General features: G+C 59.9%; 19 protein-coding genes. 16 read left to right on the forward strand and 3 right to left on the reverse strand.

Annotation, left to right across the window (positions count from 1 at the left end):
- Positions 1–239: 239 nt before the first annotated feature.
- The 13 genes from G6R15_RS15935 (at position 240) to G6R15_RS15995 (ending at position 19234) form a co-directional block, all read left to right on the forward strand.
- On the forward strand, positions 240–1799 hold the full coding sequence (locus G6R15_RS15935) for a trimethylamine methyltransferase family protein (RefSeq protein ID WP_164660975.1): 1560 nt from the start codon (positions 240–242) through the stop codon (positions 1797–1799).
- A 140-nt stretch (positions 1800–1939) separates the two neighbouring features.
- On the forward strand, positions 1940–2527 hold the full coding sequence (locus tag G6R15_RS15940; RefSeq protein ID WP_164660976.1) for a heme NO-binding domain-containing protein: 588 nt from the start codon (positions 1940–1942) through the stop codon (positions 2525–2527).
- On the forward strand, positions 2524–3558 hold the full coding sequence (locus G6R15_RS15945) for a GGDEF domain-containing protein (protein ID WP_164660977.1): 1035 nt from the start codon (positions 2524–2526) through the stop codon (positions 3556–3558). The genes G6R15_RS15940 and G6R15_RS15945 overlap by 4 nt, the downstream gene beginning before the upstream one ends.
- 311 nt (positions 3559–3869) lie before the next feature.
- The gene (locus tag G6R15_RS15950) at positions 3870–4568 is read left to right on the forward strand and encodes a hypothetical protein (protein ID WP_164660978.1); all 699 of its coding nucleotides are present in this window, start codon (positions 3870–3872) and stop codon (positions 4566–4568) included.
- A gap of 4 nt (positions 4569–4572) precedes the next feature.
- Positions 4573–6258, forward strand: coding sequence for a trypsin-like peptidase domain-containing protein (locus G6R15_RS15955; protein ID WP_164660979.1), 1686 nt, complete (start codon positions 4573–4575; stop codon positions 6256–6258).
- A 7-nt stretch (positions 6259–6265) separates the two neighbouring features.
- The gene (locus G6R15_RS15960) at positions 6266–7201 is read left to right on the forward strand and encodes a hypothetical protein (RefSeq protein WP_164660980.1); all 936 of its coding nucleotides are present in this window, start codon (positions 6266–6268) and stop codon (positions 7199–7201) included.
- 9 nt (positions 7202–7210) lie between these two features.
- Positions 7211–10276 (forward strand): virulence factor SrfB, encoded by a 3066-nt coding sequence (locus tag G6R15_RS15965; protein ID WP_164660981.1) that lies wholly within the window; start codon positions 7211–7213, stop codon positions 10274–10276.
- A 7-nt stretch (positions 10277–10283) separates the two neighbouring features.
- A complete protein-coding gene (locus G6R15_RS15970; RefSeq protein WP_164660982.1) occupies positions 10284–12905 on the forward strand; it encodes a virulence factor SrfC family protein in 2622 nt (873 codons plus the stop codon).
- Positions 12902–13873: a hypothetical protein gene (locus G6R15_RS15975; RefSeq protein WP_164660983.1), complete on the forward strand. Its 972-nt coding sequence runs from the start codon at positions 12902–12904 to the stop codon at positions 13871–13873. The genes G6R15_RS15970 and G6R15_RS15975 overlap by 4 nt, the downstream gene beginning before the upstream one ends.
- Positions 13857–15770, forward strand: a complete 1914-nt coding sequence (locus G6R15_RS15980; RefSeq protein ID WP_164660984.1) for a vWA domain-containing protein — start codon at positions 13857–13859, stop codon at positions 15768–15770. Before G6R15_RS15975 ends, G6R15_RS15980 begins: the two co-directional genes overlap by 17 nt.
- A 4-nt stretch (positions 15771–15774) precedes the next feature.
- Positions 15775–16488, forward strand: coding sequence for an ABC transporter ATP-binding protein (locus G6R15_RS15985; RefSeq protein WP_164660985.1), 714 nt, complete (start codon positions 15775–15777; stop codon positions 16486–16488).
- On the forward strand, positions 16482–17678 hold the full coding sequence (locus G6R15_RS15990; RefSeq protein WP_164660986.1) for an ABC transporter permease: 1197 nt from the start codon (positions 16482–16484) through the stop codon (positions 17676–17678). Before G6R15_RS15985 ends, G6R15_RS15990 begins: the two co-directional genes overlap by 7 nt.
- Positions 17678–19234, forward strand: coding sequence for an SUMF1/EgtB/PvdO family nonheme iron enzyme (locus G6R15_RS15995; RefSeq protein ID WP_164660987.1), 1557 nt, complete (start codon positions 17678–17680; stop codon positions 19232–19234). Before G6R15_RS15990 ends, G6R15_RS15995 begins: the two co-directional genes overlap by 1 nt.
- A gap of 331 nt (positions 19235–19565) precedes the next feature.
- Here the strand turns inward: G6R15_RS15995 and G6R15_RS16000 are convergent, their stop codons facing one another.
- Positions 19566–19817: a hypothetical protein gene (locus tag G6R15_RS16000; protein ID WP_164660988.1), complete on the reverse strand. Its 252-nt coding sequence runs from the start codon at positions 19815–19817 to the stop codon at positions 19566–19568.
- A gap of 36 nt (positions 19818–19853) precedes the next feature.
- Here G6R15_RS16000 and G6R15_RS16005 point away from each other — a divergent pair, with 36 nt between their 5' ends.
- Positions 19854–20933, forward strand: a complete 1080-nt coding sequence (locus G6R15_RS16005) for a peptidoglycan-binding protein (protein ID WP_373456017.1) — start codon at positions 19854–19856, stop codon at positions 20931–20933.
- Between the two features lie 9 nt (positions 20934–20942).
- Here G6R15_RS16005 and G6R15_RS16010 read toward each other — a convergent pair whose 3' ends face one another.
- Positions 20943–21686, reverse strand: a complete 744-nt coding sequence (locus tag G6R15_RS16010) for a CbiX/SirB N-terminal domain-containing protein (RefSeq protein WP_240336785.1) — start codon at positions 21684–21686, stop codon at positions 20943–20945.
- Between the two features lie 109 nt (positions 21687–21795).
- Here G6R15_RS16010 and G6R15_RS16015 point away from each other — a divergent pair, with 109 nt between their 5' ends.
- Together G6R15_RS16015 and G6R15_RS16020 are read left to right on the forward strand one after the other, a co-directional pair.
- Positions 21796–22641 (forward strand): peptidyl-prolyl cis-trans isomerase, encoded by an 846-nt coding sequence (locus G6R15_RS16015; RefSeq protein ID WP_164660990.1) that lies wholly within the window; start codon positions 21796–21798, stop codon positions 22639–22641.
- Positions 22638–23645, forward strand: coding sequence for a HupE/UreJ family protein (locus G6R15_RS16020; protein WP_164660991.1), 1008 nt, complete (start codon positions 22638–22640; stop codon positions 23643–23645). Before G6R15_RS16015 ends, G6R15_RS16020 begins: the two co-directional genes overlap by 4 nt.
- A 164-nt stretch (positions 23646–23809) precedes the next feature.
- Here G6R15_RS16020 and G6R15_RS16025 read toward each other — a convergent pair whose 3' ends face one another.
- Positions 23810–24742 (reverse strand): AEC family transporter, encoded by a 933-nt coding sequence (locus G6R15_RS16025; RefSeq protein ID WP_164660992.1) that lies wholly within the window; start codon positions 24740–24742, stop codon positions 23810–23812.
- Positions 24743–24764 lie beyond the last annotated feature (22 nt).

The following is a 24764-nucleotide window of genomic DNA, read 5'->3' on the forward strand; positions in this document are numbered from 1 at the left end:
GTCGCGTCTTGGCGGGGCCGCGCCGGGCTTTGCCCGGCGCTACGCCCAAAGCCGCTAGGGGTGTCGGCGAAGCCGGGACCGCTCGGGTGCGGGAGAACTACGTGTCCTCCTAGACATCTAAGCCGAACACCCAAAGCGCCCCATCTTACGTGAAATACGACAAGAATTGTCGCAGACAGAGCGGCGTATTCCCACGAGACTGGGGCCTTCTGACTCTCAAGGCAAAGAGGAGAAGGCTCATGGCAGACACGTCAGGACGAAAACGACGCGGCGGTGGCCGTGCAGGTGCCGCAGCCAGGCGCGGGGGTGCGGTGATCGAACAGATGCCTTGGCGCTTGCCGGTCAACGTGGACCGTCCCACTGAGCCCTTGGATCCTGATGGCGTAGAGGCCATCCATGACGGCGCCATGCGCATCCTCGAGGAAATCGGGATCGCCTTTCTGAACGAAGAGGCCTTGGGCCTTCTGCGTGAAGCTGGTTGCAAGGTTGACGGCGAGATTGTCCGCTTTGACCGCCACTGGATCATGGAGATGATTACCAAGGCACCCAGCACCTTCACCATCACGCCCCGGAACCCGGATCGTGAATTGACCGTCGGGGGCAATGTCATGCTATTTGGCAATGTCTCGTCCCCGCCCAACTATTGGGACATGGAAATCGGTAAAAAGGTCCCTGGCAATCGCGAGATGTGCCAGAATCTGCTCAAGCTGACTCAGTATTTCAATTGCATCCACTTCGCAGGAGGTTACCCGGTCGAGCCGGTCGATATCCACGCCAGCGTCCGTCATCTGGATGTGCTTTTTGATAAGCTGACGATCACCGACAAAGCGATGCACGCCTACTCGCTTGGCAAAGAGCGGGTCGAGGACGTGATGGAGATGGTGCGCATCGGCGGAGGGCTGACAGAAAAAGAGTTTCAAGCCAAACCGCGCATGTACACCAACATCAACTCGACCTCGCCGCTCAAACACGACCACCCGATGATCGATGGGTGTTTGCGTTTGGCGCGGCGGGGGCAGGCCATTGTGGTGACACCGTTCACCTTGGCCGGTGCCATGGCGCCAGTGACCATGGCGGGGGCTGTTGCGCAGTCCTTGGCCGAAGCGCTCTGCGCAATTGCCCTGTTCCAATATGTACGACCTGGTATCCCTTGCGTGATCGGCACGTTCACCTCAAACGTGGACATGAAATCCGGTGCGCCGGCATTTGGCACCCCTGAATATATGCGTGCCACCCAGATGACTGGGCAGATGGCGCGGTTCTACGGCCTGCCAATGCGGTCTTCTGGCGTATGCGCGGCCAATGTGCCGGATGGGCAAGCGATGTGGGAGACGTCGAATTCTCTTTGGGCGTCCGTTCAGTCGGGAACCAACATGGTCTATCACGCGGCCGGTTGGCTCGAAGGGGGGCTGATCGCCAGCCCCGAAAAATTCATCATGGATTGTGAGATACTGCAGCAGATTCAGAGGTATTTTGAGCCCGAAACCTTTGCCACAACGCCGGAGCATATTGCGCTGGACGCGATCAAGGCGGTCGGCAATGACGGTCATTTCTTTGGCATCCAGCACACCCAGGATCGCTATACCACGGCCTTTTATCAACCGTTCTTAAGCGATTGGAAAAACTATGAAGGGTGGGAAGCTGCCGGGGGCATCTGGACGCCCGAACGCGCTCATCACATGTTCAAAGAAATCGTTGCCAATTTTGAGGAACCACCGATGGACGTAGCGATCCGCGACGAATTGGCCGATTTTGTCGCCCGTCGCAAAGCCGAAGGCGGCGCACCTACTGATTTCTAAGATTAGATGCTGGCATATCTGTTGATTTGCCAGCATTTAAACTTGTGCACAACATTATTCCCCGGATGCCTTCCCTTGTTGGCGCTTTCTTAAGTTTTCCCGAGTGAAACTGACCCTGCAATGAACTTGGGGACCCTTGCATGCATGGGCTGATCAACAGGGCAATACAATCTTTTGTCTGTAACACCTACGGGCAGTCGCGCTGGATTCGCATGACCGAGGCGGCCAACCTTGGTTTTGTCGAATTCGAAGCCATGCTGATGTATGACGATGCCATGACGGCACAGGTGCTGGATGCCATGAGCGAAGAACTTGGGCGCCCCTTGCCGGAGGTGCTTGAGGATCTGGGCACCTATCTGGTGTCGAACCCGAATACAGAAGCCCTGCGGCGTCTGCTGCGGTTCGGCGGGGTAAACTACGTCGAATTTCTGCATTCGTTGGACGATCTGCCAGATCGGGCGCGTCTAGCGGTGTCTGATCTGTCCTTGCCGCCGCTTGAATTGGATGAACACGCCCAAAACGAATTCACCCTGACCTGTCACCCGGGTTTGCCTGGGTTTGAAAGTGTTATGATCGGGGTTTTGCGGGCCATGGCGGACGACTACGGGGCCTTGGCCATGCTCGAACACAACGGGCCAAAGGGAGAAGGCAATGTGATTTCGATAACACTGATCGAGACCTCATTTGCAGAAGGGCGCAGCTTTGATTTGGGGGCGACAGCCAGATGATTTCCCGTGATGATCTTGCCGCCTTGTTAGAGCGGCTGTGTCCGATGTTTGTTCTGCTTGATCACAGCGGGCACGTGCAACAGGTAGGGCCCACCTTGCAAAAGTTGCGACCTGACCAGCCAATGGCAGGTCAACGGTTTTTGGAATTGTTCGAGTTGATGCGCCCTCGGTCGATTTCGACCATGCCGGGCCTGCTATCCGTTTCCGGGGCCAAGTTGCATCTGCAATTCCGGGACGAACCGCGTACGGCGCTAAAAGGTGTGATCGTGCCCCTGCCGAACAACATGGGAGCAGTGGTCAACCTGTCCTTTGGTATTTCGATCCTGGATGCAGTGCGGGACTATGCGCTGACCAGTGCCGATTTTTCGGGCACGGATTTAGCGATCGAGCTGCTCTATCTGGTGGAGGCGAAATCAGCCGCGATGGAGGCTTCGCGCACGTTGAATCTGCGGTTACAGGGTGCGATGATTGCTGCTGAAGAGCAGGCCTTTACCGATACGTTGACCGGTCTCAAGAACCGCCGCGCGATGGATCACATTCTGGAGCGACTGACGGCGTCCTCCGCGTGTTTTGCGTTAATGCATCTGGATCTGGATTTCTTCAAGGCTGTCAATGATACCCTTGGTCACGCGGCGGGGGATCACGTACTGCAACAGGTAGCGCGGGTCATGGTCGAAGAAACCCGGGGGGACGATACAGTTGCGCGTGTCGGTGGGGACGAGTTTGTTCTTATATTCAATGGCCTACAAGGAAATGTTCGACTGGATAGCATCGCGTGCCGTCTGATCGACCGGCTCGAAGAGCCAATTGCATTCCAATCCGATGTTTGCCAAATTTCGGCGAGTATCGGAACAGTGCAATCGTCGCAATTCGAGACCCCTGATCCGGCTGCATTGCTACATGCCGCAGATATTGCGCTCTATTCGGCGAAACGGGCAGGGCGGGCCTGTCATCATTTCTATGATCCGTCGATGTCTGATCTGATGGGGACTTCTGCCTTGGCCGAAGGTGAGACGGAAGACCAGACATAAACCCGAGTGCGTTCTAATCGTGTCGTCTCTTGGCGGGGCGGTGTCAAAACCTTGGACGACTGGTTTTGATCTGGTCTGGATGCCCAAGGTGCGGTTTGAGTCGCGGTTCAGGATTGAGGGTCTTGCAGCAATCCCCTGTCTTGGGGCGGAATGCGGTGCAGGCAAATTCCCGCGCCCCGAAAACACTTGAGAAACAAGTCACTTGCAGGTTTCGGCCTGCAACGCCTAAGCTTGGCGTAAGTGCAAGTTGGGGCTGACGGTCCGACCTGAGGTGTATGAGTGCGCCGTGTCGGAACCATGTCGGAATGTAAATGCGATTTCTTGTTGCCGTCATGGCGGTTCTTCTGATCGGGGTGACCGGGGCTTCGGCCTATCTGTTGCTGCAATCTTGCGGCCTGCGTGTGCCGTTCAGTGATCGCGTGATCAGCTTTTGCACCCCAGATGAGGTTCTGACCACGCGACGGGCGCTGGTAGTTGCGGATCAACACACGGCGGATCTGTCTGCGGAAATTTTGGGGTTGGAGCGTAGGCTGGCCCTGTTGCAGTGCAAGGCGGAACCGCCACCGCCCCCACCTCCGCCGCCGCCCCCTCCGCCTCCGAAACCTCAGACGCCAAGCGGGCTGGCACCGGATGCCTTTAACGACAATGACATTTCGGTCATGGAGGGCTGCTGGCAGTTGTCGTCTGACTATGCGGTGCGAGAAATCAACACCGGCGCGATCACACGCTTTCGCTATTGGCGGATTTGCTTCGATAAGAACGGCAACGGGACCGAGATTATGCGCTCGACCAATGGCGTGCGGTGTCAGGGTAGTCTGACAGGGCGAATGCCCGGCAACGGGCGGCTGACCATGCGCGAGCCTGGCAATCTGCAATGCGACAACAATTCGTCGATCTTCCGCCGCGACATCACCTGTCGGCTGGACAATCGTGGCAATGCAAATTGCAGCACGTACCAACCGGAAACCAACGGGCGCAGCAATGCCACGCTGCGCCGGGCAAGGAGGTAACACCATGGCCGATCAGTTCCTGTCCAAGACCAAGCTCACGGTCGATGATCTGGTGACATCCGGTGACCGTCCGGTGTTGGCACGGTTTGACGAGCTGCGCGCGCTGCTCACGGACCGCGCAGGCCCTGAGGTTGCTGGGCTCTTTGCCGAGCCTTTGCTCAGCCGGGGCAATGACACAGCGGCCCCAAGCGTGTCGTGGTATGCGGATGCCAAATCCGAGCCGGTTCCGCTGTCGCGCGTGTCGCCAGCCGAACAGTCGCAGATCACGGCGTATCTGTCCGACCACCTGCGCCCGTTGCGGTCCCTGGCCGAAGAGCCCGCCCATGCCGATCTGGTCTGGGGCGCGTTGTCCACCTATGGCGCCGATGATGTGATGGTGGTCGATGGCCGTCCGGTGATCGTGAACTGGGGTTTGTTGCCGGGGGGGAAAGGTTCGAACGTCTCGACCCGCATGGCGCATTTTGATGCCACTTTGGGCCGCTACCTGCTGGCGCCCGTTCGGCCTCAGGTCGAAACAGCGACAGCGGCCCCGGTGTCAGCTTTTACACCGCAGCCCACGGATTCACCCACTGCGCCCGCTCCAGCCCGTAGGATCTCGAGGCTTGCCTGGGTACCCCTGCTTGCCCTTTTGTTGTTGTCTTCTGTGGTGCTCTTTTGGTTGCTTCAGCCGGGCACGCGGCTCTTTCCCAAGCAAGAGCCGTTGATTACAGAACAAGCCACGCTGGAGGCCCAGCATGCGCTGAATGACGAGTTGCGCACGCGCGGAGATACACTTCAGGCCGCCCTGGATGGCGCGGTGTGTCGCGCGGATGGCGTGCTGATCCTGCCGAACGGCCAAACGCCCGAGGGGCTTTTGCCGCCCAAACTGGGCGAGGCTTTTCCGCAAACCGCCGAGGCCGCGCCTGATGCCCTGTTGCCGAACACCACCGACCGCGTTCTTGTCGAGGATCCGGCCAACCCAGAGACACCGCAATCGCTGCTGAGGATGATAGAAGCACGCACCGTTCTGGTGCTCGTGGGCACCGCCAAAGGGTTGACTGCAGGGTCGGGGTTTGTGGTCGCACCAGGACTGGTTGTGACGAACCAGCATGTAATCGAAGGCGCGGCACCTGGCCAATTGGCCGTTGCAGGGCAGGCCGTGGGCACCCCCCTGGACGCAACCGTGGCCAAGGCAGCAGGGCCATTGTCGGACACAGGCCAGGATTTTGCCCTGCTTGAAGTGCCAGGCCTGTCCGCGCCCGCCTTTACCCTGTTCCAAGGGGCAGGGCCGTTAAAGCTCAACAATGTGATCGCTGCCGGGTATCCGGGCGATGTGCTTGAAATTGATGGCGATTTCGCGGCTCTTCAGGCGGGTGACGCCGAAGCGATCCCTGGGTTGACGGTCACTGATGGCATCGTCAACACCGAGCAGAAGATTGGCCCGAAAACCAACCTGCTGATGCATTCTGCCGCGCTGAGCAGTGGCAATTCGGGCGGGCCGCTGGTGGACATGTGCGGACGCGTTGTGGGTGTTAACAGTTTTGTACGCAAAGGGCCGCTTCAGAACCGCGGCTACGCATTGTCGGTGGGCGATCTCTTGTCCTTCCTTGACGGCACATCGGCCGCCCCGCAGCTGGTCGATTCACCGTGCCAACCTGTGGTGCGCCCATTCACAGCGGCTGCCGCCCCAAGCGAACCGGCCAAGGAGTGATCCAGACATGACCGGCGCGCTTCTTGTCACCACATCGACCCAAGGGTTGCAGCCCTTGGGGTCGGCCGCGCAGCGGTCGTACGAGCTGGTGGCGAACACGATCCGGCAGCGTTTGGGTGCACAGCATGCCGCGCTTTTTGCCGAACCGGTGGTGACCGATCATGGCGACCAAATTGACTGGTATGCGCATGTTTTGGGGCACGCTCAGCGGTTGACCGATCTACCGCCACCCGAACAACAGGTGGTAAAAGCAACGCTTGGGCGGCTCGTCGGCGAGATCGCGACCCAGGCCGAAGTTCTTCGAAACAGTGAGCAACCCGACGATCAACGGCTGGGAGAGGCCTGGGCCAACGCCGTCGAAGTTCCCGCCGAAAGCATGATTCATGTTGTTGAAGGCGAGGGAGGGTTGCAACCGGTTCTGGTGCATTGGGCCTGGCTGCGCGACGAACAGCATGGCGTACGCGGCATTCTGACGGCGATGGTGCCCCGAGCTGTGCCTTTGAACTCGCAAGGGGATGACGCGCCTGGGCGGTTCCGTCTGCTCTGGTGGTGGTTGATCGTGTTGGGATGGCTGCTGTTGGGCGCATTCCTTGCCCTGATCTTGTGGCTGACGCTTGCACCTTGTGCCCTTTCGCCATGGGGGCCGGATCATTGTCAGCCCGAAGCATCGGCGCTGTCGGCCGCCTATTCAGAGCAGCATGTGGCGCAGGAACGGATTGCGCGGCTTGAGCATGAAATTGCTCTGACGGACCGGGCGTGTCATGCTGAAATTCCCGTATTGCCCGTGACGCCTGCGCCGAACGCTAAGCCCGAAACCAAACCAGAATCCAAGCCCGAGCAAAAGGGCGGTTTGTCGCCATCACCTGACGAGACGCTGAAGCGCTTGGCAGGACGGGCACAGGCGCTCTACACTCGGTTAAACCCATTCTCATCAGCGAATTAAGGGAAATGTATGCAAAGCTCTGAACATCTGGCCCGGCTGGTGGATTGGCGGGATGAGATCACTCTGGTGCCTTACTCTGGCGTGCAGATCCTGGATTTCGGTTTTCAACTGGACACGCTGGAGCTGAAAAGCGCCCGCTTTGTTGAACGGGTCGTGGGCGGCGATGACGCGCAAGAGGAATGGGCGCTACTGCCGCTGAGCGGGGATGAAGATCGCGATCTGGCGCTGATGGGCGAAGAGCGGGCCGACGATGACGCCTATTCGGTGCGCTCGGTGGCCGCGCTGGAACCTTTCCTGTCGAAATGGGTGCCAGTGCCGGTGCTGCGGATCAAATCCGACCGGGGTACAGGGGGCGAAGAGCGTTTTGACCCTGGCCCGTCGGCCTGGGCGCGGATGCGGGTTGTCGAGCTGGACGAACCGGATCGCGACACGGGCCACACCCACCGTGTGCAGTTGTCGCTGGACACCACGTTGGCAATTGCAGAACAGGACATGCAATATCTGGCACCCGAGCGTGTGGACGCGGAAAAATCTCGGGATTTCAAATTCGTATCAGATCCCACGCGAATGGATTGGTTCCTGCGGCGGCTAGAGACGGACGCGGATGGCACTTTGCTGGATTTGCAAAAATGGGTGTCTGATTGGCTTGATGACCTGTTCATGTCCTACAAACGTGCAGAGCGTCCCGGTCGCCGGGTCACCCATGACACACTGGCGCACAAGTTCGAACATTGGGCGCGGTATCTGGCCTTTTTGCGTCTTGTGGATGCTGCGATCAATGTCCCAAGGCTGCGCCTGACCAACACCGTGTCCCAGCGCGAGAGGCTTACGCCGGTCGAGGTAGATCTGGTGTTGGACGTGGGCAACTCACGCACCTGCGGTATCTTGATCGAGCGGTTTCCGGGGGAAACGCGGCTCGATTTGGCACGGTCTTTCCCGCTGGAAATCCGCGACCTAAGCCAGCCGGAACGGATGTATTCGGGCCTGTTCGACAGCCGGGTAGAGTTTTCCGAGTTTCGCATGGGCAACGACCGCTTTGCCAGCAGGTCGGGGCGACGCAACGCGTTCATATGGCCCAGCTTTGTGCGCACCGGCCCAGAGGCGCTGCGCCTGGTGGCAGGAGAAGAAGGGACCGAGACGGCATCAGGCCTTAGCAGCCCCAAGCGCTACCTCTGGGATGACAGCCCGTTGCAGCAGGACTGGCGGTTCCATCACCACTCCGACCCAAACAACCTGCCCAAATCCCTGCGCGCGGGAATGCGGTTCCTGAATGAATCTGGCGATGTGCTGACGCAGATCGAGGCCGACGAACGCGCCAAGCTTCGCCCGCGCGGCAAGACCAATAAATCACAGGCTATCCGTCCTCGGTTCTCTCGCGCCTCACTCTTTGGCTTTATGCTGGCCGAGATCATCGCTCACGCGCTGGCCCAAGTGAACGCGCCCGCGTCTCGTGCGCGGCGTCCCCAGTCCGAGTTACCGCGCCGCCTTGACCGGATCATCTTGACCCTGCCCACGGCGACCACGGCGCAAGAACAGGCGATCATCCGCTCCAAAGCCAAGGGCGCACTGGATCTGGTTTGGTCGTTGATGGGGTTGAATGCAGGCGAAAGCGCCATCTCGCGCCCGCCCGAGTTAATCGTCGACTGGGACGAGGCGAGCTGCACGCAACTGGTCTACCTGTATTCGGAACTGACGCAAAAGTTCGATGGTCGCATCGACCGTTTCTTGAATCTCAAGGGTACGCCGCGCCTGCAAACTCTGGTGGGCGAGCCCGAGCCGTCCCTGCGGCTGGCCTGCATCGACATTGGCGGGGGAACGACGGACCTAATGGTCACGACCTATTGGGGCGAGGCCGGGCGCGTCCTGCACCCGCAACAGACGTTTCGGGAAGGGTTCCGGGTCGCAGGTGACGAGCTGCTGCAGCGGGTGATTGCCACGGTTATCCTGCCCGGCCTGCGTCGCGCGATCGAAGATGCAGGCGGTCGCTATGCCGAAGAAAAGATCCGCGAACTGTTCACCGGCGACACCGGCGGGCTGGATCAGCAAAGCATCCAGAAACGGCGGCAGTTTGCACTGCGTGTGCTGATGCCGGTGGCCGTAGCGATCCTCGAAGCTTGTGAGACGGCAGATGAATTCGAGGGACTGTCGATTGCCATCGCAGACGTGCTGCCCTTTGCCGATCATGCCGTGCCCGAGGCGCTGACCGCCTATCTGGAAGATGCGGCCACCGGTCTAGGCGCAGAACGTTTCAGGCTGGCCGATGTGATTCTATCGTTCAGCCGTGAAGACGTGGACGCCATTGCGCGCGAAGTGTTCCAGAAGGTGCTCAGCAATCTGGCCGAAGTGATCGCGCATTTGGGCGTGGACGTGGTGCTGCTCACTGGGCGCCCGTCGCGCCTCCCGGCCGTGCGGGCGATCTTGCTTGAGATGATGGTGGTGCCGCCCCATCGCCTGATCCCGATGCACAGCTACAAGACCGGGCGCTGGTATCCGTTCCGCGATCCGGTCACACAACGTATCGGCGACCCGAAATCGACTGTGGCTGTCGGGGGCATGCTGATCGCGCTCAGCGAGGCGCGCATCCCGAACTTTAAGGTCACGACACAGGCGTTTCGTATGCAATCCACCGCGCGCTACATCGGCGAAATGGACAGCTCGGGGCAGATCATGTCGGATCGTATCCTGTTTTCGAATGTCGATCTGGATGGTCGCAAATCGGCGCAGGATCTTGAGGCCGAGATCACCATGTACACGCCGGTCTATCTGGGGGCGCGGCAATTACCATTGGAACGCTGGACGACAACGCCGCTCTATCGACTTGATTTCACATCACAATCGGCGCAATCGCGCGCGCCTTTGCGCGTGACATTCGAGCGGACAGAATTTGACGAGGACCCCGAGGTCGAGACCTCGGAATCAGTTCTGCGGCGCGAGGCCATGCGCGAGGCGTTTTCCGTGACCGAAGTCGAGGACGCCGAAGGCGACGCGATGAAACCGGCCGAGGTGCAACTGCGGTTGCATACGCTGGGGTTTGAGGATGAATATTGGATCGACACCGGGTTGTTCCGGTTGTGAGGTGGGGATGAGCAAGAAAGAACAAGACCAGTTGGCACAGTCTTGCGCTGAGATCGCACAGTTGACGGGCAAGGCGCTGGCCTGGGTCGAAGACCCCGAAAACGCCGAGTTGGTGGGGGCCGAGGCGCGTTCTCTGGTGCAGATGATGCGCAAGTCCGCCCGTCGTGCGCGCAAGTTGAGCCGCGCGGCGCAAACCCGCATGTCAGTCAGCGTTTTTGGCCCCAGTCAGGCGGGTAAAAGTTTTCTGGTCTCGGTTCTGGCGCGCCCTGAAACCGGCCCTTTGGTGGCAGATTTCCAAGTCGCTGATGGCCAGCTGGACTACATCCGTGAGATCAACCCCGAAGGCGAAGGCGAGAGCACTGGCCTGGTCACTCGTTTCACGATGGAAAAAGCGGATACCCCTGCGGGCGCGCCTGTCAAGCTGACGTTGCTGTCCGAGGCGGACATCATCCGCACCATCGCCAACTCGTTTTTCATGGACGGCGACCGGTCCGAGCCGGTACCGGAACCTGCCGAGATCGCGGCGCATCTGGATGCGTTCAAGGCCCGCTCTGGGGCCGAGCAACCGGGCCTGAGCTATGACGAGGTCCACGAGATCGGCGAATACATCGAGGCGGCGTTTGGGCGCGAAGCTTATTCGGCGGCGTTGAAGCCGTTGTGGGAAGAGGCTGCGGTGATCGCACCGGGCCTGTCCCTGCCGGACCGGGCGGCGTTCTTTGCCGTGATCTGGGGCGGGCATCAGCCGTTTTCCAACCTCTACATCCGCCTTGCCGGAGCTTTGGCGCAACTGGGCCATGCCGAGGAGGCGTTTGCGGGCCTCGACGCGCTGGTGCCGCGCGAAACCTCGATCATTGACGTCAAGACGCTGTCGGGTGTCTCGGACGGCGCGCCGCTGAGCCTCACCACCACTGACGGGCGCAAGGTCACGCTGCCCCGGTCCGTGGTCTGCGGGCTGGCGGCGGAACTTGTGCTGCCCATGCGCGGTCTGCCGTCGCAGATGTTTGCCGAAACCGACCTGTTGGATTTCCCTGGTGCACGAAACCGGTTTGAGCAGGACCTGAGCCAGGCTTTTGCAGAGGCGGACAAGATCCTGCCTGAACTGCTGTTGCGTGGCAAGGTAGCGTATCTCTTTGACCGCTATGTGCAGAACCAGGAAATCACCTCGATGCTGTTGTGTATCCCGGACAGCAACATGGAAACGGTTGATCTGCCGGGGTTGGTGCAGAACTGGATCGCAGCGACCCATGGGGCGACAGCCGAACAACGCGCGGCGGGAGAGTGCGTCCTGTTCATGGTGATGACCAAATTCGACAAGCATCTGGGCGACAGTGCTGCCGAGGGTGGGGACGAGACGCGGTTTGAACGCCGCATGCAGGCCTCGCTGCTGGAAAAGTTCGGCAAGGGCAGTGATCCGTGGGTGTCCGAGTGGCAACCTGGACGCCCCTTTGACAACTGTTATTGGCTGCGCAACCCGAACTACTACGTCGACGGTTTGATCGACTATGGCGAAGGCAAGCAAGAGCTGCAGATCCGCCCGCAAAAGGCCGGTCGCGTCGCGGAATTGCGCGCAGGGTGCCTGCAAGCACCGTCCGTGCAGCGCCATTTCCACAACCCGGAACAGGCTTGGGATGCAGCCCTGTCGCTCAATGATGGCGGGGTCAGCTATCTGACGCAGGCGCTGCAGGCGGTGTGTAGACCCGACAGCAAACTGCGCCAGATACGATCTCAGTTAGAAGCATTACGTGGCGAACTGCGCCGGGCGATGGCGCCGTTCCATGTGTCGGACGATGTGGAAAAGCGGATTCTTGAAAAGCAGGAGGCCGCCAACCTGGTCATCGACGATTTGGAACAGGCGCTTAACCGGCACCGATTTGGCGCGCTGATGGCGGCGCTGATGGTCGATCAGGAGGAAATCGAAGGGCGCATTTCCCGCGTTCCCAGCTCGGTTCGTATCACGAGCGCTGTCAGCTCTGCGGCAGCAGAAGCTCCGGCGCCGTCCCGTCAACGCCCCGGCAGACAACGGCCCGGCCGTTCTGCGCCGGAAGGCACCGAAACCGATGTGCGCACCATGACGCTCGAACAGTTTCAGGCTGACACTGCGCTGGAGATCTGGATCGACGCGATGAAAGCCTTCCGCGATGATGTGGCTCGCCGCGAGGCATACGGCCTTGGGCTGGATACATCGGGTAATCTGGTGACTGAGCTGATCCACGCCGCCCGCCGCACAGGGCTGAGCACGCGGACCGCTGCGCAGTTGGAAGAGGTTAATTTTGGTCTGACAGTGGAAAAGCAAGCGCAACCGGCCTCGATCCTGGGGGCCGAAGCGATCAATCGGTTCGTGGCCACCTTGGGCATGATCGAGGTGCCTGAAGGCAAGCGTCCGAAAGTTGAGATGTCTGATGGGCAAACTCGGGCGATTTTCGCGCCACAAACACCGTCGGACTCGGTGAACGATCTGCCTGCGCAGCCCCGCGCGATGGCCGAAGAGATCTGGACCAATTGGGTTTTTGCAATCGAGGCGCTGTTTGTGGACAACGCGAAAGACGGGCTGGGGGGGCAGATCAACGTCGATCAGAACCTGCGCCTTGGCCGTATCCTGTCTGAACTGGCCGGGCAGGCGCGTTCATGAGCCTAGTGCTGCATCCCGACCCGCAAGAGCCCACGGGCGGCTACGGATTTCTGGAACTGACCGGCAGCAGTCTGCCGGATGTGGTCACGCTTGCGGTGCAGGATGCTTACTCTGAACGCTGGCTGACACCGGTCAAAGAGGCGCGGGTCGAGGTCGGTAATCCCAACTGGCAGCCGCAAAAGTCCAACTTTGGCCCCTATGGCGTATTGCGACATGACGGGGCGGATTGGGTGCGGATCGGGCCGGACATTGTCAACAAGCTCGAAGAATACACGCCCCTAGTGATCGAAGTGGACGGGCGCGCGTTCAGCGTGAACTGGCCCGATACCATCCCACCGCGCGCCGGACTGGCGGGGCTTGGCGGATTGCAGACGGCGCAGCCCAAACTGGCCTCTGCTCCAGAACCCGAAGTGAAACGACCACCGGAACCGGTTGTCTCCCCGAAATCAAAGATGGATACCGCGCCCCAGAAACGCAGCAAGCTATGGCTTTGGGTGCTTTTGCTGCTGCTCGCTGCTGCCGGGGCAGCCGCGTGGTTCTGGAGCCGCGAAGAGAGCGTCAGTCTGCCGATCAACACGACTCCGGTGTCGAACAACGAAAGCTGCGGGTTGACGGCTCTTAACGCGCTCGGTGGTTTTGCCGCCCAACTTGATGCACTTCGCGACTGTGGTGCGGACGTCAGCCCGGATACTGCTCTGGAACTGATCGAGGATGCGGCCAGAACGGGTGATTCACTGGCGTTGCGGGTGTTTGGCACGCTTTATGACGGTGAACAGTTGGACCCGCGTATTGAAAACCTGATTGGCCTCAGTTTTGCAGATGATCCTGCCCGCGCGGTCGAATATTATGCCCGCGCGGTTGAAGCCGGGGATACGCAGGCCAAGTCACATGTTACGGCTACCTGCGACCGGCTCAAGGGCTCGTCGCAGACGCTGGAAAAGGGGGCTTACGATGATTTCTGCCGTTAGGGTGATCTTGACATTTGTGGGCCTAGCCCTGTTGCCACTGACCGCTGGTCCGGTTCTGGCCAACGACCGCCCGTTGTTGGTCGAGGGGCGGCAGACCGTTTACCAACGGGTGTTGACCCGCCCTGGTGCGTTGATGTTTTCTGCACCAGAGGGGGACGTTCTGCGTCAATACCCAGCGTTTCAGCCACTCTATGTCTACGCCCGTCAAGGCGATTGGCAGCACGTCGGCCCGTCGCTGTCGGCAGGTCCGCAGGGTTGGGTGAAATCAGATCAGGTGGTCGTCTGGAAGCAAAACATTGTCGCGGCCTTTACAAACGCCGCCGGGCGCGAACGCCAGATCCTCTTCGAGACGGAAGATCAGCTGCGCGCCCTGATGGAACATGAGGCCCTGCGCGATCAGCAGCAAACGCTGCTGGAACAAGCCGCAAGTGACAATCTACCTGAGGACAGCGGTGTCGTCGCCGTGGAACCGCAAGAATACGTCAACATCGTCGAGCGGCTCTACCTGATGCCGATCCTGGAGTTTGCTCAAGACCTGCATCCGCTAAACTACGAGGAAAACCTGTTGATGCAGGTCGCTTCGGTCCCCTTGCAAGAGGGCGGGGTTCAGGCCGGTGCTATTGCCGATAACTTCGATGCTGGAATTGTCTTTGTCTTTGACACCACACAATCCATGGATCCCTACATCGAACGCACGCAAGAGGCCGTTGAACAGATCATTGAGGGCATTCGTGGCACAGAAGTAGGAACGAGGGTGCAATTCGGTGTCGTTGGCTTTCGCGACAACGACAAGGCAGCGCCGGGGCTTGGGTATCGGACCAAGACGCTTTTGCCGCTGGAACGCCGTCGTGATCAGTCGCAGGTGGTAGCCACAATCCGGGCGGCGACCGAAGTGGCACAGGTCAACTCTCCGGGCTTCAACGAGGATAGCCTTGCGGGGGTAGAGGACGCGATTGAGCTGACCGATTGGTCGCCCACTGGCAATGACCCGTTTGATGCGCGCATCGTGATCCTGATCACCGATGCAGGTCCCAAGGACCCGCGCGATCCCAACGCGCGATCTGATATTGGCCCGGCCGAGCTACAGCGCGCTGCGCAGGACAAAGGCATTGCCGTGATGACACTGCATCTGCAAACGCCAGCGGGCGGACAGGGGCAGCACGCCTGGGCCGCACAACAGTACAAGGCGCTATCACGCTTCAACGACGAGACCTATTACTACGGCATCGACAACGGCTCGCCGCAGGCGTTTCAGGCAACCGTGACCCGTCTTGTGACCGCGTTGACCGATGTGATCCGTGTCGCGCGCGACGAACAACCGGTGCTGGACCCGGCTGAGGCGGGCAAGGTGGTGAACCTTGGCCTGGCAATGCAGCTGGCCTATCTGGGGCGACTCAAAGACACGCAGGCGCCGGACGTAATCCGGGGCTGGGTGTCGGAAAAGGCGGTCGAAGACCCCACACGCTTAGCGATCGAGCCGCGACTGCTGGTTACTAAGAACGAGATGGCGACGATGGCCGATCTGCTGTCGCAGCTGCTGGAGTTGGGTGAGCAGAGCCGCAACCCCGATGATGCGGCAAACTTCTTTTCCCAAGTCCGCGACGTGGTGGCACGGATGGCGAAGAACCCCGACCGCCTGATCAGCACGGATGCGGATACGCTTGGTGGGTCGCTCGAATTTCTCGAAGATCTGCCGTATGAAAGCCAGCTGATGCTGACCACCGAACAACGCTGGCAGCAAAGCGCCATGAACCGCCGCAGCATCCTGGATGGGATGCGCCAGAAGCTGGTGCAGTATCGTAAATGGCTGCTTGATCCCACAATCTGGACCGCGCTGTACGAGGGCGCACCGGACGGTGAATACGTCTTTGCCATGCCGTTTGACGTGCTGCCTTAGCCAGATGAGCGCGGGGTTGCACATGGTTGACGGGCAGATCAGCCTGTCAGATGGGGACCGAAAGTTTGAGGTTCACGTACCAGAACTGCAACTTGAAACCGGGCAGGCGTTGGCGCTGACGGGGGCCAGTGGGTCGGGCAAAACCCTCATCCTGGAAATGTTGGGTCTGTTGCGCGCACCGCAGGCAGTAAACAGTTACTGTGTCGATGATATAGATTTGGCTGCGCTTTGGCGGGATGGCGCGCGCAATCCACGGCTGGCTGAGATGCGTGGGCGGCTCTTCGGCTTTGTCCCGCAATCTGGCGGTCTTCTGCCCTTTCTGACAGTGGCCGATAACATCGCACTGCCGCAACGTGTTTGCGAGCAACCCGATCCGGGCTGGTGCGCCTCTTTGGTGGACCGTTTGGGGTTGAGCGATCAGGCGGGGCAATACCCTGCCTCGCTGTCCATCGGGCAGCGACAGCGCACTGCCATTGCGCGTGCCTTGTCCCATCGCCCCCGGATTGTGATCGCGGACGAGCCGACTTCGGCGCTTGATCCCACCAGCGCCGACGAGGTGTTGGCACTGTTCCTGGACATTGCAGCCGAGCAGGGGGCCGGTGTGATCCTGTCGTCTCATGATCTGGACCGGATGGCGCGTCACGGGATTGCTCGCAGAAATCTGGAGGTGCAGGCAGGTCCCCCAGTGGTGAGCCGGTTAGAGGCGGGTCCATGTTGATCGTCTCGCTCGCCCTTCGCGATCTGTTCCGGGACAGGTTCTTTTTGATGTGCAACACGGCGATACTGGTCGGGGTTCTGGTGCCCTTGCTGTTGCTCTTTGGGGTCAAGAACGGCGTCTATGCGGTGCTGCTGAACGAAATGCTGGCCGACCCGGCCAGCCGTCAGATCGACACGGCAGGCAACACCACTTTTACCGAAGCTGACGTCGCCCCACTCCGCGATTGGCCCGGTGTGGCGTTTGCGACCCCCAAGGTTCGCAGCCAGTTCGATTATGTCAACGTCCGCTCCGTAGAAGGTAAGCGGTTGGCGGCAGCACTGGTGATCCCTTCGGGCACGGGGGACCCGACTTTGCCAAAAGGTGCGGCCCTGGCCCAGGATAGCCTTGCGATCAGTGCAGCGTTGGCGCGGCAGTTGAACCTGACAACGGGTGCGTCCTTGCAGCTCATCACCCAAGCCGAAGACCGCCCCCGGCAACTGGTGCTTGACGCACGTGTGGGCTTTGTGCTGCCCGAACAAGCGCTCGCAGGGCGAGCGGTGCTGGCCCCATTTGAAATTCTCGATCTGATCGAAGCTTTTTACGACGCCTATGAGCTGCCAGATCATGGTATCGTGGGCACGAAGTCGTTGAACCAGCGGGTGCCAAGTTACGGGGGCGTACGAGTTTATGCAGATAGCCTGGATAACCTGGCCCCACTACAGGCCCGGCTTGAGGACCATCTGGGTGTCGCAACCCTGGCCCGCACCCGCGAGGTTGAGGGCTTGTTGGGTTTGGGCCGCAACTTGACACTTGCGCTTGGGTTGACAGCAGGCTTGGCCTCGGTCGGGTTGGGGGCGGCATTGGGGTTTGCCTTTTGGAGCGATGTGGCGCGCAAAAAAGGCGTGTTGGCCTCGATCGCGCTGGTTGGCGTAACTGGGAGGAAGTTGATGTTTTTCCCTGTGGTGCAAGCAGCCGTGACGGGTGCTTTGGGATTGTTCATCTCTTGGATCGGGTATCACTTGGCAGGCCGGATCGCGCAAAACCTGTTCGGCAGCGGTTTGCCCGAGGGCGCGGCGTTAACGCTGATCGCGCCGAGCCAAGCCATCGGCATCGGGGCTGCGGTCATGGTGTTGTTGCTATGCGTATCGGCTATTGCAGGCTGGTCCGTGCAGCGGATCGACCCAGCGACAGTGTTGCGAGAGGTTACGTGATGCGTGCGGCTTTGATTGCTCTGATGATGCTCCCTGCACTTGCATCGGCTGAGACGTCCGAGGATTGGCCGGTTGAACAATATGATCCCGCAACAGAGCCCACTGCCGATCTGCTTTTGCCCATGCCTTGTGGGGGGCAAATGGCGTTTCAAAAAGTGGCTGTGCCGCTTGATGCCTCGGATCCGCTGGCGGATCGGCGGGTGCGATTGGGGCAATCGCTGGACCAGACGGGGTATGCCGAATATCTGCGGGATGACTTTTTGCGCGGACCTTTCGTGGATGACCTAGCCGGCACCACTTTTTTCTACATTGGCCGGTATGAACTGACACAAGGCCAGTTTCGCGCGCTTCAGGGGGATTGTGCGCCGGTCGCGCGACAGGACCGGATTGCGCGTGGCGGTCTTAGCTGGTTCGACGCGGTCACCCTGGCGCAAAACTATACCGCTTGGCTTTATGCCAATGCCGCCGAAACGCTGCCCACGGCAGACGGGGCAAAGGGTTATGTCCGTCTGCCGACGGAAACGGAATGGGAATATGCTACGCGGGGTGGGGCTGTGATCGACGCCAACCGGTTTTCGGATCTGACCTTTTTTGATGACGGCGAGATGCGGGACTATGCGATTCACCAGGGGGCAGGGGCCGGGCGCGGGCGGCTAAATCCGGTGGGGTTGCGGCGTCCCAATCCGCTGGGCATGTACGACGTATACGGCAACGCAGAAGAACTGATGCTGGAACCCTTTCGCCTGAATGCTTTGGGGCGAGCACATGGACAGGTGGGCGGGATTGTCACGCGAGGCGGGTCGGTTCTGTCGAGTGAGGATCAGATTTATTCCGCGCAGCGCACCGAGTATCCACCGTTCGATGTACGTACAGGCCGCCCCTTGCGCGGGGACAGTTTCGGGGCGCGGTTCGTGATCTCGACCTACATCGCCACGTCTGAGGCGCGTCTGACCGACATTCGCGACCGATGGATTGCGCGCGCAAAAGGAACCGAGGGGGACGGAGAGGCAGATCCGGCCGAATTGCTGTCAGGCTTGATCGAAGCCGAACCCGACCCGCGCAGGCGTGGGGCGTTGACGGATCTGCAATTGGACCTGCGCCGCAATCGCGATCAGGTTGAGATCGCACAGCAACAAATGGCGCGATCGACCTTGTTGGCGGGGACGGTTTTTGCCGAAGCTCTGGTTGAAAACGCGCGCGCGATCAATAACAAGGCCGCAAACATCCGCATGCTCGTGTCGCTGCAAAGGGCGGGTCGCAAGAGTGAGGTCTTTGACCGGCAGGTACAAAAGCACGTAACCGAAATTGAAGAGATGCGGCGTCAGCAGCAGGTGTATCTTTTGTCGTACCGAACGGCGCTGGACACCTTGGTGGCGGACATCGGGGCGGAGACCCGGCAAACGGCCTTGAACGTGCTCAAAGAGGAGCTGACCTTGTCGAGGCAAACCCAGTTGCGTGCAGGTTTGGACCGGTTTGCACAGACGCTGGGACAATATGAGACACAGCCCGACATGCAGGCCGATGACCTTCTTGATCTGACTTTGAGGCAACGCTAGCGGTATGAAAAGGCGAGGTGCTCCCGCCCGTCGTCGATGCCCCTTGCGGAACATCTCCTCCCGTTGGGCCAGGCTCACGCGGGCAAAGCCCGCGTGAGCCTGGCCCCCTGCCGTCCGCAGGACGCAAGGCCGAAAGGCCGCGCAGCTTGACCAGGGGGCTTCATCGTAGGCGTGCTTCTGCCGATTGAAGCGCGGGAACTGGCCAGCGAGCAGCCACACAGCCTTGTGCTAACAGCCCTGATATGTTCACATTTGATGTGAAATCCGGGTTTGGGCAGGTCTCAACCTTGACAATGAGGTGTCCGTTTGTTCGGCTTGTTGGATCAAGGGCTCAAATTCCATTAGCAAAGATCCCTGCAGGCTCAGCCAACGTGCGACTCTTGTCGGGATCGACGAGGTTATTGTTATGTTTACCAAAAGCGTTTGTGCCACTCTCGTGGCAACCAGTCTGGTTCTGGCCCCAGCCAAAGAGGCGCGAGCCGATGAAGCGGCAGCTCTGATTGGCGGTGCCATCCTGGGTGGGCTCATCATCAACGAAGTCAACAAAAACAAAGCCCGGCAGCGACAGCAGCAGCAACAGCAACAAACCCGGGCGCGGACATCTACCCGATCGACAGGGATTTCAGCTGCGCAACGAGAGCAAAACCGAAACGTGCAATCCGCGTTGAACTATTTTGGTTACAATGTGGGAACCGTGGATGGATCTATCGGGCGCAAGACGCGCGCGGGTATCTCGAATTATCAGTCAGACATGGGTTATTCCATCGACGGTCGCCTGGATGACGCGGAACGCAGCTTTTTGTTGAACAGCCACCATCGCGCGCAGGCGAGCGCCCATGTCGCGCCGTACAATCAGATCCTGGCCAGCCAGGGACAGCAGGGCTTGCTGCGGACCTATCGCGACGAACAGTTGGGCATTCCAACGCCGCAGGTTCAACAACCGCAGGTCCAGCAGGCCACGGCACCTGCGCCAACCCAGAATACAGTTCCGGCACGCGCCAACACAGGCGCCTTGCCCGATTTCACGTTTGGTGAACAAACGCGTTCCGCTAACGAACACTGCAACGAAATCAACGTCCTGACCGCCGCCAACGGTGGACTGACCGCAGGCGGCAACGTTGCGGATGCAGAATTTGCGCTGAATGAGCAGTTCTGCCTGGCCCGCACGCAGGCTATGGCTGAAAGCTCGCGGATCGAGGCGACGATCCCCAACCTTTCGGCGCCGCAGATCGAGGCACAATGCCAGGGCCTGACGCAGGCCATGGCGCCGCAGATGGTCGGGATTGACAGCAAGTCGCCCAGTGAAGTGATTGCAGATGGCTCATCCTTCCTACGCAATTCCGGTAAGCCGATGGATCAATTGGTGTCTGGCGGCAAGGTGTGTCTGGGAGTAGGCTATCGCACCGATGACGCTGAAATGGCGATGGCTTCGGGCGTGTTGTTGGCCTCAGCCGGGCAGCTCGGCTATGGCGAGATTGTCAGCCACCACTTGCGCGAGGGTTTTGGTGCCGCCAAGGGGCCAGCCAACGTTGCCAGCGAATGGATGCGAATGGCGATCAACGCCGCCCAAAGCGGGGCAACGGTTCTGGGGCAAACGCCTGACCGGATCGCCGTCTTGTCCGCTGCGATGACCGGTGTTCCGGCTCAGACAGGCACTGCTGCACTCCCCGCCTTTCCTGCGGTACCTACGGGCAACTAAAAAACAAAGTCACTCAGACGGGCTGTGATGGTTTTGCAGCCTGTCGGCAATAAGGCGAGGAATCCCCGGTGCCTCGCCCAGAACAGGCAGAAGTTTTCCCGAAAAACTCGCCTTTTCGAGTGCTTCCGGCACATCTTGTGTTGTGTGAAATCCAGGGCAGGCAAAGAGCGGCAGGCAAATCGACATAGGGCCGCATCCTGTGGCGGCCTGATCGACAAAGGGCTCTTCTTCGACAAATCCAACGCGAATGTCAGCCAGTGCCAGGCGCGTCGCGATGGCATCGGCAAAATTCTGTGCCATCTGTGCGGGTTTCCGGCTACGGCCCGAACCGTGAGCGGCCAGCAGAACTGTGGTCTGGGCGAGCGGCCATCCTGCCGTCTCTGCGGCCGTTCGCAGAGCCTGAGCCGCCAAATCTGGCAACGACGGTTCCAGACCCAGTGGGTCGACGACGGTGACTTGCGTGTCACCAAGTCGTTCTGGCAGGGCAGACGTGACGAACCAGCCTTTTGCCATGAACATTGGATAGACCAGCGCGCCAGCGGATAACGGTGTTAGCGCCTTTTCCAGGTGACCGTCGGCGGCCAGCGTCGCCGACTGAATATGCCAATCGGGCAGATGGGCCGCAATGTTCAACGCAAGCTTTTTCAGCGTGACCTCAGCCGGGGCGGGATCAGAGGGTTGCCCATGCGAGACAATCAGGGCCTGGCGAGGCAAAGGGGACATGTTCGGCGGCTCCATCTGGCGTTGTGCCATAAATGTCCTGCACTGCGCACTTGTCAATGTTGAGCCGAAGGCGCCTGTTGCGTGTCTCTTCTCCAGAGGCAAAACTGATCGCAAGAGCGACTCTGGGGAGAAAGAGTTCATGCGTCGGATTTTACGCGAACCTATTGTACATTTTGGACTTTTGGCGATTGGCCTGTTCATCTATTTCCAAGCTGTGGCCGAGCCTGAGCCGGAAGCGGTCGATGACGGGGTCATCGAGATATCCACTGCCGAAGCGAGGTTGCTTGTCGAACAATACAGCCAGGCCTGGAACAGGCCACCGACTCGCGAAGAGCTGGACGGGTTGATCCAGGCCCGCATTCGCGAGGAGGTTTTGGTGCGCGAGGCATTGGCGCTTGGGTTGGACAATGGCGATGGGGTGATCCGCAATCGTCTGCGCCAGAAGATGCAGTTTCTGACAGATAGCGCAGCCCAGGCCCTGACCCCCCAAACGCAAGTATTGCAAGCTCATCTGGAGGCCAACGCCGATCGGTTCGAACGATCTGGAACGCTCGCGTTTGAGCAGGTAATGCTTGGCAGCAACCCGACCGAGGGTGACGTAAAATCTGCCTTGAGTGCACTGCGCGACGGAGCAGAGCCCTTGTCCATGGGAACCGCGTCGATGCTGCCGACCGAGGTGCCCGCGTCCGCTCCTGTTCAGATTGATGGCGGCTTTGGACGTGGATTTTCAAAGGCGCTGATGGAATTACCTGTTGGTGAGTGGAGCGGCCCGGTGCGGTCCGGTTTTGGCATCCATTTGATCCGGGTGAGCGCAGCAGAGCCGCCCCGACTGCCCGATCTGACCGAGGTCGAAGACAAAGTTTTATTCGATTGGCGCCGGGAACAGGCCAACGCCCTGTCCGCGGCACAGTTCAAGGCGTTGCTGACAGCCTATGAGGTCGAGACTCCGTCCGATGACGACCTGAACACGCTGGTGGTGCAATGAAACAGCTTTTGGCCGCAATAATGGCGTTGTGGGTCTGGACCGGGATGGCGCAGGCCCATGCCTTGGACCCTGGCTATTTGCAACTACAGCATCTGGAAGGCGACGCGTGGCAAGTGTTTTGGCGTAAGCCAACCGTTCAGAGTGAGCCGATGGCGATCGACGCGATTTTGCCACCCAACTGCGGACCGAGGCAGGCCGAAGGTGATCCACAGTTCGACGGCGCGGCTTGGGTGTCGCAATGGGTGGCGCTGTGTCCCGGTGGATTGGCCGGACAGCCCATCGTGATCAAAGGGCTGGAAGCGACACGCACAGATGTTTTGGTCCGTTTATCCGGGCCAGATGGTCAGGCCCTGTCCAAACGGCTCACGGCGGATCAGACCGAATTCAACGTGCCTGTGGACATGACAGGGTGGGAGGTTTTTACCAGTTATGTCGCCCTTGGCTTTGATCACATCCTCGAAGGGTTCGATCATCTGCTCTTTGTCTTTGCACTACTTGTACTGATCCGTGATCCCTGGCGGCTGGTGGGGGCGGTCACTGCCTTTACGGTGGCGCATTCGATGACATTGGCACTGGCCACCTTGGACCTGATCCGGGTGCCATCGCCCCCGGTCGAGGCGGTTATTGCGCTGTCCATTGTCTTGCTGGCGGTTGAGATTCTGCGTCGCCGACGTGGCGGGGATCAACTGACTGAACGATACCCATGGCTGTTGTCCTTTGGTTTTGGCCTGCTGCACGGGCTGGGGTTTGCCGGAGCGTTGGCCGAGATCGGTCTACCACAAGGGGATATTCCGCTGGCGTTGCTGGCGTTTAACGTCGGGGTCGAAGCGGGACAGCTGGCCTTTGTTGCGGTCATTCTCACGCTCTTTGCCGTCTTACGTGGAGTGGCGCCAAGGGTGACCGCGATTCTACGCGATCCAACTTCATCCGGGACGTTGGTGATGGGCTATGCCATTGGCGGCGTGGCCACCTATTGGTTGGCAGAGCGGGTGGCCGGGTTCTGATCTTTCGGTCGATGTGCGGGTTTCCAAGGCGCTCCCGCCCGTCGTCGTTGTCCCTTGCGGGACACTCCTCCCGTTGCGCCGGGCGCCTCGCCTGCGGCGAGGCGCGGCACCGTCGAAGGCAAGCGCTGCATGACGTCGAAATCGCGCAGGCGCGGAAGGCTGGACTATCCCAAGACTGTCAGCCACAGCCAGACCGACAGGATCGATGCCCCGGTCGCCATCAATACCGATGACGCCGCCACCCGCTTGGCGCGCCCGTACATATTGGCAAAGATATAGGCGTTGAACCCAGGCGCCATCGAGGCATTGAGCACCGCCGAGCGGAACAGATCCTGCGGCAGCGACAGCGTCTTGCCAAAAATCCAAACCAGCGTCGGGTGCACCATCAGCGAGATACAGCAGACAAAAAGGATCGTGCGCATATCGCCCTCGGGCCGATATTGAACGAGCACGCCACCAAGCGCAAAAAGCGCGCCGGGCAGGGCCGCGCGGATCACCAGATCAAGCGCGTCATCCACCACTTGCGGCATCACCAGCCCGGTCAAATTCGCGATAAACCCCAGGGCGATCCCCAAGATCAGCACGTTTTTGAACATGGCGGACAGGATCGATCCCACCATTTTGGTTCCACCATTGCCACGATTACGGATCACTTCCATTACCGTGATTCCGACGCCGTAGCAAAAAGGCGAGTGAAAGGCGACGATTGCGTAGTTACCGGTCAGATTGTCTGCCCCATAGGCACGTTCGGTGATCGGCAAGCCCAGCAAGACCGAATTCGAGAACAGGCAACAAAAGCCGATGACAACCGCATCCTCCCAATCCCGCTTGAAGATCAACCGTGCTCCGGCCATGCCTGCGATGAAACAGAGCGCTGCCCCGGTGTAGAAACTCGCCAGCAAGCGCGGGTCAAAGCTGGCCGACAGATCCAGCGATGCAATAGCGCGAAACAGCAGACAGGGGATCGCAAAGCTTTGCGTGAACCGCATCAGCCCGTCGATATGGCTTTGGTTGAAATACCCGGCGCGGGTGACGGTGTAGCCCGCCCCGATGACCAGAAAAACCGGCAGGATGACGTCGATCAGGCTTTGAAACATGGGATGCGACGTCTTTTGCTGC

The sequence above is a fragment of the Tropicibacter sp. Alg240-R139 genome, from assembly GCF_900537075.1.
In the GTDB taxonomy this organism is placed as follows: Bacteria; Pseudomonadota; Alphaproteobacteria; order Rhodobacterales; family Rhodobacteraceae; genus Falsiruegeria.